Genomic DNA, 17,182 nt, shown 5'->3' with positions numbered 1-17,182 from the left:
GGTGACCGCACTCGCAACACCGCGGGCCACCGGCGGCATCAGGTGGCAGTTCTGGCGCTCTCCCGACGATCAGCCCCGGTGGGCGCGTCCGGCGCTGCTGCTCGTGGCCACGGTCGCGGCGGTGAGCTATGCGTGGGGCATCACCCGGCTGGTCCCGCACGTCTACTACGCGGCGGCCGTCCGCTCGATGGCCTCGTCCTGGCACGACTTCTTCTTCGCCGCCTTCGATCCCGACGGCCTGATCAGCCTGGACAAGCTGCCCGGCGCGTTCTGGTTGCAGGCGTTGTCGGTGCGGCTGTTCGGCGTGCACGTGTGGGCGCTGGCGCTGCCGCAGGTGATCGAGGGCGTGCTCACCGTTCTCGTGCTGTACCGCGTGGTGCGGCGCACGGCCGGACCGGCGGCCGGGCTGCTCGCCGCGGTGGTGACGGCCGCCGCGCCGGTCACGGTGGCGCTGGACCGCGGCAACATCTCCGACACCCTGCTGATCCTGCTGCTGGTGCTCGCGGTCGACCGCACCCTGGCCGCGATCGAGCGCAACGACCCCCGGAATCTCTGGTACGCCGGACTTTTCGTGGGCCTGGCCTTCCAGGCGAAGATGATCCAGGCCTGGCTGATCGTGCCGGTGCTCGCACTGGCCTACCTGGTGTCCCGGATCGGGGTGCGACCGCTGCGGCGGGTGGCCGCGATCGCCGGATTCGGGGCCGGCACGCTGGTGGTCTCACTGAGCTGGATGACCGTGGTGAGCCTGATTCCGGCCCGGCATCGCCCGTATGTGGACGGCAGCACCCATGATTCGCTGTTCGATCAGGTCTTCGTCTACAACGGGGCGGCCCGCACCGACAGCGGTTTCAGCGTCGGCGCGGCCAACCTGCCGATGAGCCCCGGCGGCGCGAGCTACCGGACCGCACTGGTACTCGGCCCCGACGACCGGCTCGGCCACGTCCTCACCGGCGCGGGGGGCCGCGAGACCGGCTGGCTGATCCCGCTGGCGCTGCTGATCCTGGTCGTGCTCGCCGTACTGCTCCGGCGGCGCGCCCGGTCCGCCACCGCGCCCGATCCGGTCACCGCCGTGCCGCAGCGGGCCGCCCTGATCCTGTGGGGCGGCTGGCTGCTGGTGTATCTGGCGGTGTTCCTGGTCGTCGGCACGGTCAACCCGTACTACCTGGCGGTGCTCACTCCGCCGGTTGCCGCGCTGATCGGCTGGGGCACAGTAGAATTCGCCCGCCGCTCGGAATCCGCGTGGCGCGTCGGCGCGGTGCTCGCCGCGCTCGCCACCGTCGCGTACGGCTGGTGGCTGCTGCAACCCGCCCCCGCCGCGGTGCGCTGGACGGCCACCGCCGCCGCCCTGCTGGCCTGCCTGCTCGCCGTGGGCCTGCGCGGCGTGGCAGCGGCGGTACTGCTGGCGGCGGCCGTCCTCGCCGGTCCCGCCGTGGCCGCCGCTTCGGTGGTCGCGGACGGGTACAGCGCACTGGATACCCCCTTCGAACCGGCGGCGCAGGCCCACGTCACCCACGACGTCGTCCGGGACGCGATCGACAGCGGCCCGAAACTGGTCGCCTCGGCCCACAAGACCTTCCCCGCCGCCCACATCCCGGCCGTCGCCTACACCTCGATCATCGCCGCCCCGTTCATCTACAGCACCGGCGCGGAGGTCCCGCCCGTCGGCGGCTTCACCGGCATGGCCCAGGCCCTCACCACCGCCGACCTGGCCCGCCTGGTCGCCCACGGCGACATCGGCTTCGCCCTGATCACCCCCTCCGACGACCCCCGGATCCACTGGATCCAGCAGCACTGCGGACGCCTCCCCGGTGACGAGAACTCGGTCAGCGCGTACATGTGCGCCCACCCGTGAGCCGATGACGGGGCGGCGGCCGGTTGCCCAGGACACTGGCCGCCGAGTCGTGCTGCCGCCGGGTCGTGCTCGCGCCGATGCGTCTGCCCGCGTGGCACTTTCAGTGGCGGCTGGGCCGGTTGTGATCGGATGGTTGCTCTTGGGGGCGGTGGTTCAGGGGTGGGTCAGGGCGCGGCGGGCGTAGGCGCGGACATCGGCGTCGGTGTCGTCGTGGGCCGATTCCAGGGCCGTGCGGGCGGCGGGGTGGGTGGGCCAGGTGGCGAGGGTGAGGACGGCGGCCTTGCGGACGTCGGGGTGCGGGTCGGTCAGGGCGGTGTGCAGGGGTGCGGTGGCCGTGTCGGGGTCGAGGGCGGCGTGGCCGCGGGCCGCGCCTTCGCGAATCTGCCAGGCCGAATCATGCAGGGCAGCAGCCAGAATGGGAGTGTCGGTGCTGTTGCCGAGTGCGGCCAGGGCCGACAGGGCGGCGGCTCGGACCAGCGGGTCGGGGTCGGTGGTCAGGGTGCGGAGGGTGTCCGCGCCGCCGCGGCCGATCGTGGCCAGGCCGCGGGCGGCGGCGATGCGGACCTCGCGGTTCTCGTCGTGGGCCGCGAATTCCAGTGCGGCCCAGTCGTCCAGCGATACCAAGGCGTGGACGCCTTCGACGCGGACCCGGTGATCGTCGTCGTGGACCGCCTTCGCGAATTGCTCGGCGGTGCCGGCGTGCAGGACGCGCAGCAGGTCGACGACGGCGGCGCGGACCAGCGGGTCGGGGGAGGTGGTGTGGGCGGGGAGAGCGGCCCGGTCGGCGGGGTGCGCGGCGGTGACGGTGCCGGGCAGGATCTCCACCAGTTCGCGCAGGCCCGCGACGGCGGCCGCGCGCACCCGCGAGTCGGGGTCGCCGAGCGCGGTCACCAGGGGGTCGGCGAATCCGTCCGGGGTGTTCTCGGTGAGGACCGACAGGGCGGTCGCGCGCACCCGCGGCTGCGGGTCGTCGAGGTAGGCGGCGAGGTCGGCGACCGTGGGAGCGTCCAGTCGCAGCAGTTCGGCGATGCGGGGTGCGGCCTCGTCATCCGGCTCGGCACTGGGGCGGTACGTGTTTCGGGTGGGTGCGGGGGTGGTGGCGCCGGTGCGGGGCGGGCCGGTGACCGGGTCCGGCTGGCGGACCGGGATCGGGTCGGTGGCCGCCGTCGGGACGTCGGCGAATTCGGGGACCGGCACCAGATACGGTGCGACCGGGCGCTTCAGGAACTCCATCCGGCCGCCGGCGGCCTTGCGGAGGTTCAGGTGGTAGCGCCATTCCGTGTCGTCGCGTTCGGGCAGGTCGGAACGTTCGTGGTAGAGGCCCCAGCGGGATTCGGTGCGGGTCAGCGACGAGCGGGCCGCCATTTCGGCGCAGTCGCGGATGAAGGTGACCTCGGCGCAGCGCATCAGCTCGTGCGGGGTGGTGGCGCCCATATCGGCGATCTCGGTCCGCATCCGCTCGAAGGTCTCGACCGCCAGCGACAGCTTCGTCGACGTCTTCGGCGGCGCCACATAGTCGTTCACGAAGCGGCGGAGCTTGAACTCCACCTGCGGCTGCGGCGGGCCGTCGGGATGTAGTAGCGGCCGGTAGACGAGTTCGTGGGCGGCGGCCAGCTGATCCGCCGGAAGTTCCTCGGGGACGGCCACTTCCGCCAATGTGCCGGCGGCGTGCGCCCCGGCCAGATCGCCGTAGACGAAGGCGCCGATCATGTAGTTGTGCGGTACGCACGCCAGATCACCCGCCGCGTACAGGCCGGGGACGGTGGTGCGGGCATGCTCGTCCACCCACACCCCCGAGGCGGAATGCCCACTGCACAAACCGATCTCGGAGATGTGCATCTCGATGTCGTGGGTGCGGTAGTCGTGCCCGCGATTGGCGTGGAAGGTGCCGCGGGTGGGCCGCTCGGTGGTGTGCAGGATGCCCTCGAGGGATTCGAGGGTTTCGTGCGGCAGGTGCGACACCTTCAGATAGATGGGCCCGCGCGCGGATTCGATCTCCCGCTTCACCTCCGCCATCATCTGCCCGGACCAGTAGTCGGAGTCGACGAACCGCTCCCCGAGCGCGTTCACCTGATAGCCGCCGAACGGATTGGCGACATAGGCGCAGGCCGGGCCGTTGTAATCCTTGATCAGCGGATTGATCTGGAAGCATTCGATGCCGGACAGCTCCGCCCCGGCGTGATAGGCCATGGCGTACCCGTCACCCGCGTTGGTCGGATTCTCGTAGGTGCCGTACAGATATCCGGAGGCGGGCAGCCCGAGCCGGCCGCAGGCGCCGGTCGCCAGGATCACCGCCTTGGCGCCGACGGCGACGAATTCGCCGGTGCGCGTGTGCAATGCGGCCGCGCCGACGGCCCGGCCGGCCGAGGTCAGCACCCGCACCGGCATCAGCCGGTTCTCGATGCGGATCCGCTCGCGCATCTTCCGTTGCCGCAGTACGCGATACAGCGCCTTCTTGACGTCCTTGCCCTCCGGCATCGGCAGCACGTACGACCCGGAGCGGTGCACCCGGCGCACCGCGTACTCACCGTAGGCGTCCTTCTCGAACTTCACCCCGTAGCGCTCCAGCCGCTGCACCATCGCGAAGCCGCGGGTCGCCGTCTGATAGACGGTGCGCTGGTTGACGATACCGTCGTTGGCGCGGGTGATCTCGGCGACGTACTCCTCGGGCTCGGCCTTGCCGGGCACCACGGCGTTGTTCACCCCGTCCATCCCCATCGCCAGGGCGCCGGAGTGCCGCACGTGCGCCTTTTCCAGCAGCAGCACGTTCGCGCCCTGTTCGGCGGCGGTCAGGGCGGCCATGGTGCCGGCGGTGCCGCCGCCGATCACCAGCACGTCGCAGTCGAGGCGGGTGGTGTCGGCCGGGTCCGGAATCTGCATGGGGCGCTCCACGGAGGTCAGGACATCGCAGCGATGTCGTCGGAATGATCCAGTGCGGCAAGAATTTCGGCGCGCAGCGCGGTGCGGTCGGCGCCGGCTGCACGCGGGCGCGGCACCTCCAGCAGCGCACGCGGCGGCTGCCCGGCCCGGCCGAGTACCACGATCCGGTCGCCGAGCAGCAGGGCCTCGTCGACGTCGTGGGTCACGAACACGACGGTGGTCGGGTGGGTGTGCCAGGTGTCGATCAGCAGCCGTTGCATGGTCGCGCGGGTGCGCGAATCCAGGGCGCCGAAGGGCTCGTCCATCAGCACCGCGCGCGGCGTCCCGGCCAGGCCACGGGCCAGCTGCACCCGCTGCCGCATTCCACCGGACAACCGCTTGGGCAGATGATCGCCGAAGCCGGTGAGCCCGACCTCCTCGATCCACCGGTCGGCGCGCTCGCGGCGACCGGCCCGCGGTGTGCCCCGCAACCGCAGCGCCAGTTCGATATTGGCCCGCACGGTGCGCCACGGCAGCAGCGCGTCGTCCTGGAACACCATCGCCCGATCCCGATCCGGCCCGGTGACCAGCTCGCCGTCGGCGAGGATGCGCCCGGACCGCGGCCGCAGCAGCCCGGCCAGCCCGCGCAGCACCGTCGATTTACCGCATCCGGAAGGGCCTGCCAGCACCAGGATCTCGCCGAGCCGGATGTCCAGGGTGAAGTCGGCGACCACGGCCGCATCGGCGTAGGCCAGCTCGACGCGGTCGAGCCGTAAACCCATTCCGGCGCTTCCGGTTTCAGGCCGCCCGCTCGTGCCGTGCTGCCGGGAGACGGCCGATGTGTCCGAGCCGTCGTGCTCCACCACCGTCTCCGATTCTCGCCCGCGCGTGCCGTATCCATCGGGCCTGAGCCCCGGGCCGTCGTCAGGGCACGACGTTGCCTTCTCCGGTACCGAACCGCTCATGCCGCCGCCTCCTCGGCCCGCGGCAGCCAGCGTGTGACGCGGCGGCCGACCAGCTCGACGACGGCCGAAGTCCCCAGGCCCAGCACGCCGATGGTGATGATGCCGACGAATACCCCCGGATAGTCCACGACCGTGTAGGCGGTCCAGGTGCGGTAGCCCACGCCGAGCCGCCCGGAGATCATCTCCGCCGAGATCACGCAGATCCAGGACACCCCCATCCCCACCGAGAGGCCGCCGAACACCCCGGGCAGACTGCCCGGCAGCACCACCCGCAGCAGCACGTCCCAGCGGCCGCCGCCCTGGGTGCGGATCGAGTCCTCCCAGATCGTCGGCAGGGCGCGCACCGCGTGCCGGGTGCTGACCATGATCGGGAAGAAGGCCGCCAGGAAGGTGATGAAGACGATCCCGGCCTCGTCGGTGGGAAACAGCAGGATCGCCACCGGCACGATCGCGATCGCCGGCACCGGGCGCAGCAGTTCGGTCAACGGCCCCAGCACATCCGAGAGCAGCGGTGACCGCGCGAGCGCGATTCCCGTTGCCACACCGAGTATTCCGGCCAGCCCGAACCCGCTCAGGATGCGGATCAGCGACTGCGCCAGATCCAGCCAGTAGGTGTCGGTCCCCAGCTGCCGCGACAGCGCCCGCAGGATCTGCGTCACCGTCGGCAGCGTGTCGAACCGCACCCAGACCCGAACATGGCCGGCGGTCAGCAACTGCCAGCCGAGCACGGCCAGCAGGACCGATACCACGCGGATCACCCGCGATCGCCACACCCGGCCGCCGCGAGCCGGCCCCGTGGCCCCGGCCGGCCGCGTCTCGGGATCGGCTGTGGTCGTGGCGGCCGGGACATTCGGAAGCGTGTCGACGCTCATCACCGAACCTCCTGCGCCGCGGACCTCGTCGGCCGCCACCTGCTCGCGGACGACCGGCTCGGCCGGGTGCGCCGCACCTCGGCCCAGACCGGCACGAGGCGCGGACGGCCCGGGCGCCCCACCTGCCGGACCACCGGCGGCAACGCGGAACTTCGCGGTCCGGTTGCTGCCGCGCTCACGACCGCACCTCGCCGACGGCCTGTTCGTAGGAGACCGGCACGCCGCCGGGGTGGGTGGTGAGATAGCGCTGTACCGCCGCGGGCGTGGTGAACGGCAGGTAGGTGTCGCCCGCGCGCACCCACAGCGCCTTGTCGGCGAACCAGCGGGTGCCGAGTTCGGCATCCGGCACGTAGGCGGCGCGCACCTTCTTGCCTTGGGCGCGAGCCAGTTTCATCGCACGCAGCAGGCTGGTCGGATCGGCGGCGGGTGTCGCCGTGTCCTGGCCGTCGAGCCAGATCTCACCGGCGAGGGCGGGATCGGCCACCGGGCGGTTCGCCACCGGATCGGTGCCGGTGATCGGCGCCGGATTGGCGAAATTCGCCACCGCGGCATCGTAATTCGCGCCGCGTTCGGCGAACGCCTTGCGCAGCGGTGCGTCGTTCACGAAGCCGTCGATATCCAGATCGGCGAAGTCGCCGATCGACTTCAGGTACGGCACATCGCCTTTGAACGCCTGGATAAGTTGCGGCTTGAGCGGGGCGTCGAACGAGGTGCCGCCCGGGCCGTTGTAGAGGTACACCACCTCCGGCGGCAGGCCCGAGCCGTCCGCGACCAGCTGCGCGGCCTCCAGCGGGCGCTGGTGCAGGAAGTCGGTGGCGTCGAGCTGCGCTTGCAGGAAGGCGTCGAGCACCTCCGGATGCTGTGTCGCGTAGTCGCGGCGGGCCACCACGCCGTGGAAGGTGGGCACGTTCAGTTCCGCGCCGTCGTACAGCAGCTTCGCCTTGTTCTGATAGACCAGCAGCCCGGGCCACGCCACGAACTGCGACAGAGCCTGCACCTGACCGGATTCCAGCGCGGTGGCCCCGACCTGTGGCTGCTGATTCAGCACCTCGACACCGGATTTGGGGTCGATTCCGGTGCGGCTCAACGCCTGCCGCAACAGTCCGTCGCCGGCCGAGCCGACGCTCGACGAGACCTTCTTGCCGCTCAGATCGTGCACCGATTGCGCCGTCGAATCCTGGTTCACCACGATCATGTTCAGCGAGCCGCGCGGCTGATACCCGGTGACCGAGACGAATTCGGTGCGGGACCGCTCGGCCGCCTGGGTACGGGAACCGTTGATGAGCAGCGGATAATCGCCCATCGAGCCGATATCGATCTTCTCCGCGACCATCTGAGCGGTGATCGGGGCACCGGTGTCGTAGTCCTGCCACTGCACCTTGTACTTCGGGCCGCCGCCGGCGCTGAGCCGGTTCAGCCGCTGTTCCAGAAAACCCTTCGCCTTCAACAGGGTTCCGGCGGTGACGGTGTTGATGGTCTTGGACTGGTAACCGACGACGACATTCACGGTGTCGCCGGAACCGGACGTGCTGTCGAGCGAGCAACCGGCGACGGCCAGGGCCAGGGTCGCGGCCGCCGCGGTGACGCGGGCATGACGGTACTTCATGGGGTTCCTTGCGGGAGTCGCGGTGACGGGCGGCGCGAAAGGGGATCGTGCGAGGTGGATCCGGGCCGCAGTGGGCCGGTGGATTCGGCGCGCGGAACGGTTCAGCGCAGCAGATACGGCATGTTCACGGTGACCGCGCCGGTGGGACAGCGGGCCGCGCACGGGCCGCAGTACCAGCACTCGTCGACGTGCATGTAGGCCTTGCCGTTGTCGGGGTTGATCGCCAGCGAGTCCAGCGGGCAGATCTCCACGCACAGGGTGCAGCCCTGGATACACAGGGATTCGTCGATGGTCACCGGGACGTCGGCGCGCTGGTTGACCAGGGTCATCGGATCAGCCTCCAATCGCTGGCGTCGGCGGGCCGGAACAGGCTGCCGCGCATGGTGATACGGTCGCCGCGCATCCGGATGTACTCCAGATCCACCGGCCGGCCGTCGTCGAGCCGGGTGAGCCGTTCGAGCAGCAGTAGTGCGCCGCCCTCGGGCATCTGCAAGGTCGCCGCCGAGTGGGCGTCGGCGGTGATCGCCTCCAGGGCCAGATCGGCGGATCCGAGCGGTCCGCCGCTGATCTCCTCGATGAGGGCGAAGATGTCGTTGGTCTCGAGGTCGTGGGTCAGCACCGCCGCGCCGATGTCCGGCGCGAGGTAGGTGAGGTCCAGGCTCAGCGGCAGATCGCCGAGGTAGCGCAGCCGCTCCAGGTAGACCGCCTGTTCGCCCGGCTCCAACCGCAGCCGGCGGGCCACCGCGGGCGGCGGGTCGACCCGCCGGGCCACCCGCACCTCGTTGCGGACCTCGCCGTGCCCGCGCAGCGTCTCCTTCAGACCGCGCAGGGTGTCCAGGCCGTGATCGTATTTGCGTTGCGCCACATGGGTACCGACCTTGGGAGCGCGCTCGATGAGCCGTTCGTCCTTGAGCAGGGCCAGTGCGTCCCGCACGGTGTTGCGCGAGACCGCGAATTCCGCGGCGAGATCGGCCTCGGTCGGCAGCGCGTGCTCGAAGGTTCCGGTGTGGATCTGCTGGCGCAGGATGTCGGCGACCTGCCGGGCCCGATCCGCGCGCCGGATGCGGTCGCCCCCGGAGATTCGGACCGCTCGTTCGGAACCACTGCCGGTGCGAATCGTGCTGTCGGCACTACCGCTCGTGCTGCCGGAGCTACCGTCTGTGCCGCTGGAGCTACCGCTCGTGCGGCCCGAGCTACCGCTCGTGCGATCGGCGCCGCCGGACCCGGTGTTGCCGACGGACCGCAGCCGGTGATCCTGCGCACGATCGCTGTCGGAGCCGTCGCCGCGGGTGCTCGGCGGCGACGGTGCCGGGGTCTCGCCGCTCGCCCCGGCACCCGGGCCGGGGTCCTGCGACGGCACCGATCGCGATGTCATCTCGTACCTCCCTCATGCCCGTGACCTGCTGTTTCGTCACTGTACCGAGAGGTGGGCCCGGTCCGCGCCGGCCGCGGCGGACGCCGGTGCGGGCGTGGCGGATTCCGCCGCCGGCCCGGTGGCGCGGGCCTGGCTCGATGCGCGGAATCCGGGCTATTGCGCCACCGGCGCGAGGCGCGGAAAAGTTATGTTCACGGTGATCGGAATGGATGCAGACCAGCCGGTCTGGCGTCTTCGAGACATGGGATGTTACATTTTGAAACATGTCTCCCAGCCACCCGAACGCCGCGCGAGTCACCTACGTGACCGTTGCGCTCGGTGTACGGCTGCCGCGGCAGCGGGAACTGTGTTGTTCCCGGCCGCGCAGCTGAGAACCGCTCTTCGTCCCCGGTAAGACCTTCTCGGGCCCTTCTCGCTGCCTTGTTGCTGTGTTCGACCCGTCCCCTCGCCGCGGGGACCTCAACAAGGATGCCGCCTCATGACGAGCCCCACCCTCGAGCGATCGTCTTCTTCCGCCCTGTCCGCCACCCGGACCGCGCCTGCCCGACCCGCCGTACCCCCCGAGCTGCGCATCGCCGACAACCCGGCCGCCGCAGTGCTCCGGGCCGCCACCCGTGGCCCGATCTTCCGCGATACCGCCGCGCAGGCAACCGGTTTGAGTATCGCCACCGTCAATCGTCAAGTGGCGGCTCTGCTTTCGGCCGGGCTACTGCGAGAACGCGCCGATCTCACCGCCTCCGGCGCGGTCGGCCGACCGCGGGTGCCGTTCGAGGTCGACACCGATTCGTACGCCACCCTCGGTGTGCACATCGGCGCCAACGTCACTCGGATGATCGCCGCCGACCTGTCCGGCCGGATCCTCGGCGGGCTGGAGATCGCCACCCCGCAGGCCGGTCAGGAGGCCGCGCTCACCATCATCGCCCGCAGTGCCAAGGCATTCCTGGACCGCTTACCCCGCCGCCGCCCGCTGTGGAGCGGTGTGGCGCTGGCCGGCCGGGTCGACGCGGCCGCCGGAGTGGTCGATCATCCCCGCCTGGACTGGCATGCCGCCCCGGTCGGCGCCGTCTTCGGCAGCGTGCTGGATCTGCCGGTGTCGGTGGCCGCGCACGTGGAGGCCATGGCCGCCGCCGAATTGCTGCTGGCCGCCGGCGAGGAGCCGCGCACCCATCCGGACAGCAGCCTCTACATCTACGCCCGTGAGACGGCGGGTGTCGCGGTCACGCTGCACGACCGCGTGCACACGCCGAGCAGCGGTCCCGGGTCGATCGCGCATCTGCCCACCGGTTCGGACATCGAATGCCGGTGCGGCCGGCGCGGCTGCTTGGAGGCCACCGTCGGCGAGGCCGCGGTGCTGGGCCGGGCCGTGCGGGCGGGCATCGTGCCCAAGCGCGAGGCGCCGCGCCGCCCGGTGATCGCCGACCTGTACCGGGCGGCCGACTCCGGGTCCGAGCCGGCCCGTGAGCTGCTGCTGGAGCGTGCCGAGATCCTCGGCCGCGCGGCCGCGCTGATCCGGGACATGTTCAACCCGGATCGGGTCGTGCTGGGCGGTCAGGCCTTCACCGGTTACCGTCCCGGAATCGACCGGGTGGCAAGGGCTTTCGCGCAGAGCACCACGCTGCCGCCGGCCGACCTGCGGATCAGCCGGTTCGGCGGCCGGGTGCAGGAGCACGCCGCGGCGGTGACGTCGCTGAGCGTGTTCTACGCCGACCCGCTGTCGGCGATGCGCCGCGCCACCCGCACTCCCCGCTGAACTCATCGGCTCAGGACGCGAACCGCGTTGTCGCGCACCGCGATACCGGTTCGCGTCTTGGGTACGAGCAACATGCCCGCGGTGTGGAAGCCACGTTGCCGGGGCCGCACCAGCTTCCGGTGCCGCCGCTCGTAGCGGGTCAGTGCCCCGGCGATGTCGGCGGGGGTGGCGGCGAGTTCCTCGGCGAGCGTGTACGCGCCGCAGATCGCGAGCGTGGAACCGTCGCCGAACAGGGACAGGCTCGAGGCCGCGTCGCCGACCAGGGTGATGCGGCCGGAACTCCAGTGCGGCAACACTACTCGCGTCACCGCGTCGAAGTACACGTCCGGGGCCGAGCGGACCGCGTCGAGGTACGGCGCGAAGACGCCCAGCCGGCCGTCGTAGGCCGCCGTGATCATCGCGCGCTGCCGCTCGACGTCGCGGTAGTCGAGATCCGGCACCGGTGTGTGCCGGAACATGAAGGCGGCCACCGGTTGTCCCGCGCCCGGGTGGACGGACAGCGCCGCGCCCGGCCGGTTGTACACGACGATCTCGTCGGGCGCGCCGAACGGCCGATCCACCGGCAGCGTCGCCACGTACATGCCGAGATTGCGGGTGAACTCCGTCTCCGGGCCGAAGGCCAGCCGCCGAACGGTCGAATGCACGCCGTCGGCCCCGACCACCAGGTCGAAATGCTCGGGCGCCCCCTGTTCGAAGGTGACGTCCACCCCGGCCCCGGCCGGGGTGAGCGCGGTGATGCTGTCGCCCCAGCGGATCTCGGCGGTGTCGGCGCCGGCGGCCAGCAACGTGGCGGCCAGCACGGATCGGGAAACCTCCACCTCCCGATCACCGCCCCCGCTCTGGAACGACCGCATACCCACCGACGACCGGATGCGCCCGGTGTCGTCGGCGAACACCAGCCGCGCCGGGTGCGAGGCTGCCGCGCGCAGTTGCGGCATCACGCCCATCCGCTCGGCCACCTCCACGGCGGCCCCCTTCACATCGACCGGATTACCGCTGGAACGAAGCCCGGCGGCCCGCTCGGTGACGGTGACCCGATAGCCGTGCCGGGCCAGCCAGTAGGCCAGCGTCGAACCGGCCACCCCGGCCCCGGAGATCAGCACGTTCGCGCCCATCTCAGCCTCCTCTACTCAAGTGGACGAAATTCGTCCGCTACTGCTCTACGATACGTAAGCGGAAGAATTTCGTCCACATAGTTCTCGTACCATTTCCCGGAGCGGAAGCCGACGAGTTCGAGAGGTGTGCCGATGGCCGACCGACTGCGGGCCGACGCGCGCAGCAATCGCGACCAGATCCTGGCCGCGGCCCAGCTCATCTTCCGCGAACACGGGGTCGACGTTCCGATGAAGACCATCGCCGATCAGGCCGGGGTGGGCGTCGGCACGCTGTACCGCCGGTTCCCGGATCGTGCGGCCCTGATCAGCGCGGCGGCGCACGCCTACCTGACGGGACTGGCGGATCTGGCCGCCACCGCACAGCGGGAGGAGGCGGGGGCATGGCCCACCCTGTGCCGGATTCTGCGCGAATGTGCCGAACTACGGCTGGGGGCCATGGCGTCGGCGCTGGAACCCGGTCTGCACGGCGACATCCGCAATGACGCGACGCTCGCTGCGCCGCGTGCACGGATCGCGAATCTGATCGTCGCCCTCACCGAGCAGGCGCACGCGGACGGCGACCTCCGGCCGGAGGTCACCGCCGATGACGTGGCGAGTCTGATGACGATTCAGGTTTATGTACTTCCGGAGCAGTCGTACGCCGAGACTGTCCAGCGGGTGATGACCATTGCCTTGAACGGGATGAGGGCCGGGTAGGCGGTTGTGCCTTCGGGTGCGGAGCGGAGTCGGGTTGCGGCCGAGTGTCGGGCGACGGACGTGACCGGCCCACGAACCGCTGACGGGCCCACAGCGCGCGCTAGGCGAACAAGCCCTCCAGGGCGGTGATGAAGTACGGGAAGTGGCCGGCGAAGCGGTGCAGGTTGCGGTCGCGGTCGAAGCCGCCGAACCAGTACAGGCCGGGGTCGCGGTCGGCGGTCGGGTCCAGGTCGCGGAAGGTGCGGATCCAGTTGTCGACACGGCCGCCGATGATCGTGAACGGGAGGGCGCGGGAGAAGACCAGTTCGCGGTCGGCCGGGGGGATGCGGTCGGGCTGCACGTTGTCCAAGCCGCGTTGCAGGGCGCGGATCCGGCCCGCCAGGGCGCGGCCGGTCGCGGTGCGGCGCGGCAGATAGCGCGGGAGGAACAGGGCCGCGACCCCGCCCAGCGCCACCGCGACCCCGACCAGGGCGTAGCGGCCCGCGATTGCCAGGCCGATGGTTGCGGCGACGCCCACCACCAGCAGAACGACGCCGAGCCAGAAGGACGGCCCGCGGCGGTGGGGGGCGGTGAGAGTGCCGTTCGCCGCGGCGTCGGCCAGCAGCGCGGAGCGCGCCGAAGTGGCGGCGACCCGCCCGCGCAGCTCCGAGACCTGCACCGAGTCCGTGCCGTCGGGCAGCAGCGCCCGGTACACCTCGCGCTCGTAGTCGCGCAGCTGATCGTCGGCGGCGTTCACCCGGTTGATCCGCCAGTCGGAATCGCTGATCGGGGTGATCCACAGGTAGCGCCGCACCGCCAGGTCGACCACGGTGGCGGCCAGGTCGGTGGCATCCGGCGAGGCGTCCAGCAGTAGTCCGGCTGCGCCCGGCAGCACCCCGTCCGGCGAGACGAACTCGGCGCGATCGTCCTTGTGCTGCACCGGATCCAGCGCTTCGTGCGCGCCCAGCGCGGCGGCGTCCTGGCGCCGCGACCACAGCACGAAACCCGCCGCGGCCAGCAGCGCCAGCACCAGGGCGCCGAAGGCGACGAGGACGGGAGTGCCGAAGGAGAACGCGCTGGAGTCGTTGCCGTCGTGGATATCCGCGTTGGGGGCCACCGTGCCCGGCGGCAGCTGCATGCTCAGGTCGATGATGTCGCCCTTGCGCAGCCCCTCCTTGTTCAGCGTCAGCACGCCGTCGGGTTCGACCCGGACGTCGGCGCACGGCTGCTGCTGCCCGGCGGGGCCGATCTTGCAGTCCGCGATGCCCATTCGGAAACTGGGGCTGATCACCGAGGCGGTGATCGAGGCCACGTCGGTGTTGAGCACGCCGGTCCATCGGAAGACCTGGCTGCCCTGTGCGTCGTTGACGGTGTTGTGCACGGTGTAGGTGAACGACGAGTCGCCGGGCTGCGCGTCGACGGTGAACAGGTCACCGGCCAGCGTGGCCTTGCCCGCGCCGGTGGACCCGATATCGGTGACGCTGAAACGGCGTTCCCCGCTGTCCCCGAAGGCCACTCGCAGCGGCAGCACCATGTGGAACTGTCCGCCGGGTGGCACCTGCACCTTCTCCGCGACCTGCAGCAATCCGTCGTCGGTGAGTTTGATGTCCGCCGCGATCGTCACGCCGTCGGCCGGATCCTGCGCCTGCGCAGCCGGGCCGGCGGCGAACATGCCCGCGGCGACCAGCCATAGAGCGCCCAGGGCGCCCCCCCGAGAGATAAGCATGAGGCCAGATCTTAGACAGCTTGGTATGGTTCGTCATCGGCTGTCGAAGCACCAGCCGGGGAAGTACCAGTTTGAACGGGGGCGCGGGGGAGTGAGTCAACCACCCTACGGATACGGCTCGATGCCACCTGCCGGTCGACCGGCGCCGTACGGTGCGCCGCCGTCGGGTTACGGGCCGCCGCCGGGATATCGGTACCCGCCGGGCCAGCAGCCGTATCCGCAGGGGCAGCAACCGTATCCGGGCCGGTCGCCCTATCCGGCCGCCCAGCAGTACGCCGCGCCGCAACCCTACGGCCCGCCCGGCCGGCCGCCGCAGCGCAAACGTGGCGGTGGCGGAATCGCCACGGTCCTGGTGGTTCTGGTGCTCGTCGTCGCCGGTCTGGTGGTGCGTGGTGCGCTCAGCGCGAGCAAACCCGGCGGCCACATCGACTCCGGCGCTCGCTACACCTATACCTCCGAAGCGCCGCCCGCGCCCGGCAACGGAAAGGATTCCGGTACGGCGGGTGTCGCCGCGACCGGCACCAATCCGCTGCTGGCCGACCCGGGTTCGCCGCTGAGTCCGGCGCACTGCGACTATGCCCCCTGGGGCACCCAGGTCGACGTGGCCCGCAAGTTCTTCACCAGTGCCGCAGCCTGTCTGGAGCAGGCCTGGCGTCCGGTGCTCGCCGCCGCGAAACTGCCGTTCACCCCGCCGAAGCTGAACGTCACCGCGACCACCGCGGGCATCACCACGCCCTGCACCGGCAGCAGCAGCAACTTCGCCGCCTTCTACTGCAGCGCCGATCAGACCATCTACATGCCGATCAGCCAGCTGCAAACCGACATGTTCCAGAATCACTGGGAGGTCTACCTCTCGGTGTTCGCGCACGAGTACGGCCATCATGTGCAGGCGCAGTCCGGGATCATGGCGGCGGCCAACAAGCAGCGCCGCGACGCGGGGGTGAACAGCCCCGGCGGGCTGGAGGTCTCGCGCCGGATCGAGCTGGGGGCCAACTGCTTCGACGGCATGTTCCTGGCCGCGACCTCCGGCGGCGGTTCGCTGACCGCCGCGCAGACCACGATCACCCGCAAGGACGCCTACGGCCGCGGCGATGCTCCCGGCGACATGCGTGACCACGGCACCTCGCAGCACATGGGTGACTGGTGGAGTGCCGGATTCGACGACGACAGGACCGCGCAGTGCAACACCTTCACCGCCGCGGCGACCGACGTGAGCTGAGCTGACGATGAGCTACCCACCGGGATATCCACCACCGCAGGGCTTTCCGCCACCTCCGGGTCACGGCGGGAATTACGGTGCACCGCAACCTTATCCACCGGCGGGCGGGTATTCGCCGCCACCGGGTTTCCCGCCGCCGCCGCTGCCGCCGCCCGGGTACCCGTATCCGCCCCGGCGCTCCGGCGGCGCCGGTCCGGTGCTGCTCGCGGTGTTCGGTGCGCTGCTGGCCGTTGTGGTGGTGGCCGGGCTGGTGGTGTTCGCCGCCGGTCGCAGCAGTACCGGAACCAGTGCGAGCCCGACGTTCTCGACGCCGAGTTTCAGCTATCCGCCGACGACCGCCGGGCCGGTCGCGACCTCCGTCGCAGCGCCGCCCACCGCGGCCGCGCGGACCAGCCGCGTCTCGCGGACCACGACGGCGACCACGAGCGCCGCGCCCGCGGGCCCGCAGCAGGTGGCCGCCACCACGGACAACCCGCTGTTCGCCGACGCCGATTACGGCCTGCAGAACATCCAGTGCGGCTATCCTCAGTGGGGTTCGGATCAGGCGTCGGCCCAGGCGTTCTTCGAGGCGGCGCGCAGCTGCCTGGACCAGATGTGGCAGCCGCTGCTGCACGCGGTCGGTTTACCGTTCTCCACCCCGAACATCGCGGTGCCGGTGCACGCCGCCGATCAGCCGTCGCCGTGCACGGGTTCGACATCGAACTACGCCGCCTTCTACTGCTCGGCGAACAGCACCATCTACATGCCCCTGGACAAGATCCAGATCGATCTCTACGGGAACGACGCGGTGATCTACCTGGCGGTCTTCGCGCACGAGTACGGCCACCACGTGCAGGCGCTGTCCGGGATCATGGCCAAGGAGAGCCGGGACCGCTACAACGCCGGGCAGAGTTCCCCGGTCGGCGCCGAGCTGTCGCGGCGGCTGGAGCTGGAGGCGCAGTGTTTCGGCGGCATGTTCGTCGGCTCCTCACAGGCCGCGGGGACCATCACCGCGCAGCAGGGCCAGCACACCATCAACGACAGCTACACCCGTGGTGACCGGCCCGGCGACGTCCGCGACCACGGCACCACGGACCACTACGGCGGCTGGTGGGCACAGGGTTATCAGAAGAATCGCACCCAGCCCTGCAACACCTGGCTCGCGGCCTCCGGCGACGTCTCGTAGCCA

General features: G+C 70.9%; 13 protein-coding genes. 5 read left to right on the top strand and 8 right to left on the bottom strand.

From position 1 onward, the window contains the following. Position 1 precedes the first annotated feature (1 nt). Positions 2-1,852, top strand: a complete 1,851-nt coding sequence (locus LBW94_RS15460; protein ID WP_225060006.1) for an ArnT family glycosyltransferase — start codon at positions 2-4, stop codon at positions 1,850-1,852. 153 nt (positions 1,853-2,005) lie between these two features. Here LBW94_RS15460 and LBW94_RS15455 read toward each other — a convergent pair whose 3' ends face one another. The 6 genes from LBW94_RS15455 to LBW94_RS15430 form a co-directional block, all read right to left on the bottom strand. Further along, positions 2,006-4,732: a fumarate reductase/succinate dehydrogenase flavoprotein subunit gene (locus tag LBW94_RS15455; RefSeq protein WP_225060007.1), complete on the bottom strand. Its 2,727-nt coding sequence runs from the start codon at positions 4,730-4,732 to the stop codon at positions 2,006-2,008. A 17-nt stretch (positions 4,733-4,749) separates the two neighbouring features. Further along, entirely contained in the window at positions 4,750-5,493 is a 744-nt protein-coding gene (locus tag LBW94_RS15450; RefSeq protein ID WP_225060008.1) for an ABC transporter ATP-binding protein, read from the bottom strand. Between the two features lie 179 nt (positions 5,494-5,672). Beyond that, on the bottom strand, positions 5,673-6,548 hold the full coding sequence (locus LBW94_RS15445; protein ID WP_225060009.1) for an ABC transporter permease: 876 nt from the start codon (positions 6,546-6,548) through the stop codon (positions 5,673-5,675). Positions 6,549-6,723: 175 nt separating this feature from the next. Further along, positions 6,724-8,154: an ABC transporter substrate-binding protein gene (locus tag LBW94_RS15440; protein ID WP_225060010.1), complete on the bottom strand. Its 1,431-nt coding sequence runs from the start codon at positions 8,152-8,154 to the stop codon at positions 6,724-6,726. Positions 8,155-8,255: 101 nt separating this feature from the next. After that, a complete protein-coding gene (locus LBW94_RS15435; RefSeq protein ID WP_215915242.1) occupies positions 8,256-8,483 on the bottom strand; it encodes a 4Fe-4S dicluster domain-containing protein in 228 nt (75 codons plus the stop codon). Beyond that, positions 8,480-9,235: a GntR family transcriptional regulator gene (locus LBW94_RS15430; protein ID WP_225060051.1), complete on the bottom strand. Its 756-nt coding sequence runs from the start codon at positions 9,233-9,235 to the stop codon at positions 8,480-8,482. Before LBW94_RS15430 ends, LBW94_RS15435 begins: the two co-directional genes overlap by 4 nt. Positions 9,236-10,007: 772 nt before the next feature. Between LBW94_RS15430 and LBW94_RS15425 the strand changes: the two genes are divergently transcribed. Further along, a complete protein-coding gene (locus tag LBW94_RS15425) occupies positions 10,008-11,279 on the top strand; it encodes an ROK family transcriptional regulator (RefSeq protein WP_225060011.1) in 1,272 nt (423 codons plus the stop codon). 2 nt (positions 11,280-11,281) lie between these two features. Here the strand turns inward: LBW94_RS15425 and LBW94_RS15420 are convergent, their stop codons facing one another. Further along, complete coding sequence (locus LBW94_RS15420; RefSeq protein ID WP_225060012.1) at positions 11,282-12,394, bottom strand: FAD-dependent monooxygenase; 1,113 nt, start codon at positions 12,392-12,394, stop codon at positions 11,282-11,284. Between the two features lie 132 nt (positions 12,395-12,526). Here LBW94_RS15420 and LBW94_RS15415 point away from each other — a divergent pair, with 132 nt between their 5' ends. After that, on the top strand, positions 12,527-13,090 hold the full coding sequence (locus LBW94_RS15415) for a TetR/AcrR family transcriptional regulator (RefSeq protein ID WP_225060013.1): 564 nt from the start codon (positions 12,527-12,529) through the stop codon (positions 13,088-13,090). Between the two features lie 100 nt (positions 13,091-13,190). Here LBW94_RS15415 and LBW94_RS15410 read toward each other — a convergent pair whose 3' ends face one another. Further along, the gene (locus LBW94_RS15410; RefSeq protein WP_225060014.1) at positions 13,191-14,795 is read right to left on the bottom strand and encodes a DUF2207 family protein; all 1,605 of its coding nucleotides are present in this window, start codon (positions 14,793-14,795) and stop codon (positions 13,191-13,193) included. 121 nt (positions 14,796-14,916) lie between these two features. On the opposite strand from LBW94_RS15410, the gene LBW94_RS15405 reads away from it, so the two are divergent. After that, entirely contained in the window at positions 14,917-16,014 is a 1,098-nt protein-coding gene (locus LBW94_RS15405; protein ID WP_225060015.1) for a neutral zinc metallopeptidase, read from the top strand. A 7-nt stretch (positions 16,015-16,021) separates the two neighbouring features. After that, on the top strand, positions 16,022-17,179 hold the full coding sequence (locus LBW94_RS15400; protein ID WP_225060016.1) for a neutral zinc metallopeptidase: 1,158 nt from the start codon (positions 16,022-16,024) through the stop codon (positions 17,177-17,179). Positions 17,180-17,182 lie beyond the last annotated feature (3 nt).

Source organism: Nocardia sp. alder85J, assembly GCF_020176955.2.
Taxonomy (GTDB): domain Bacteria; phylum Actinomycetota; class Actinomycetes; order Mycobacteriales; family Mycobacteriaceae; genus Nocardia.
The sequence above is the reverse complement of the archived record's forward strand: the minus strand, read 5'-3'. Positions and strand labels throughout refer to the sequence as shown.

Excerpts from the sequence above, each read along its gene's own strand:
- LBW94_RS15455 (WP_225060007.1), bottom strand. The coding sequence starts at position 4,732 with ATGCAGATTCCGGACCCGGCCGACACCACCCGCCTCGACTGCGACGTG.
- LBW94_RS15450 (WP_225060008.1), bottom strand. The coding sequence starts at position 5,493 with ATGGGTTTACGGCTCGACCGCGTCGAGCTGGCCTACGCCGATGCGGCC.
- LBW94_RS15445 (WP_225060009.1), bottom strand. The coding sequence starts at position 6,548 with ATGAGCGTCGACACGCTTCCGAATGTCCCGGCCGCCACGACCACAGCC.
- LBW94_RS15440 (WP_225060010.1), bottom strand. The coding sequence starts at position 8,154 with ATGAAGTACCGTCATGCCCGCGTCACCGCGGCGGCCGCGACCCTGGCC.
- LBW94_RS15435 (WP_215915242.1), bottom strand. The coding sequence starts at position 8,483 with ATGACCCTGGTCAACCAGCGCGCCGACGTCCCGGTGACCATCGACGAA.
- LBW94_RS15425 (WP_225060011.1), top strand. The coding sequence starts at position 10,008 with ATGACGAGCCCCACCCTCGAGCGATCGTCTTCTTCCGCCCTGTCCGCC.
- LBW94_RS15420 (WP_225060012.1), bottom strand. The coding sequence starts at position 12,394 with ATGGGCGCGAACGTGCTGATCTCCGGGGCCGGGGTGGCCGGTTCGACG.
- LBW94_RS15415 (WP_225060013.1), top strand. The coding sequence starts at position 12,527 with ATGGCCGACCGACTGCGGGCCGACGCGCGCAGCAATCGCGACCAGATC.
- LBW94_RS15410 (WP_225060014.1), bottom strand. The coding sequence starts at position 14,795 with ATGCTTATCTCTCGGGGGGGCGCCCTGGGCGCTCTATGGCTGGTCGCC.
- LBW94_RS15405 (WP_225060015.1), top strand. The coding sequence starts at position 14,917 with ATGCCACCTGCCGGTCGACCGGCGCCGTACGGTGCGCCGCCGTCGGGT.
- LBW94_RS15400 (WP_225060016.1), top strand. The coding sequence starts at position 16,022 with ATGAGCTACCCACCGGGATATCCACCACCGCAGGGCTTTCCGCCACCT.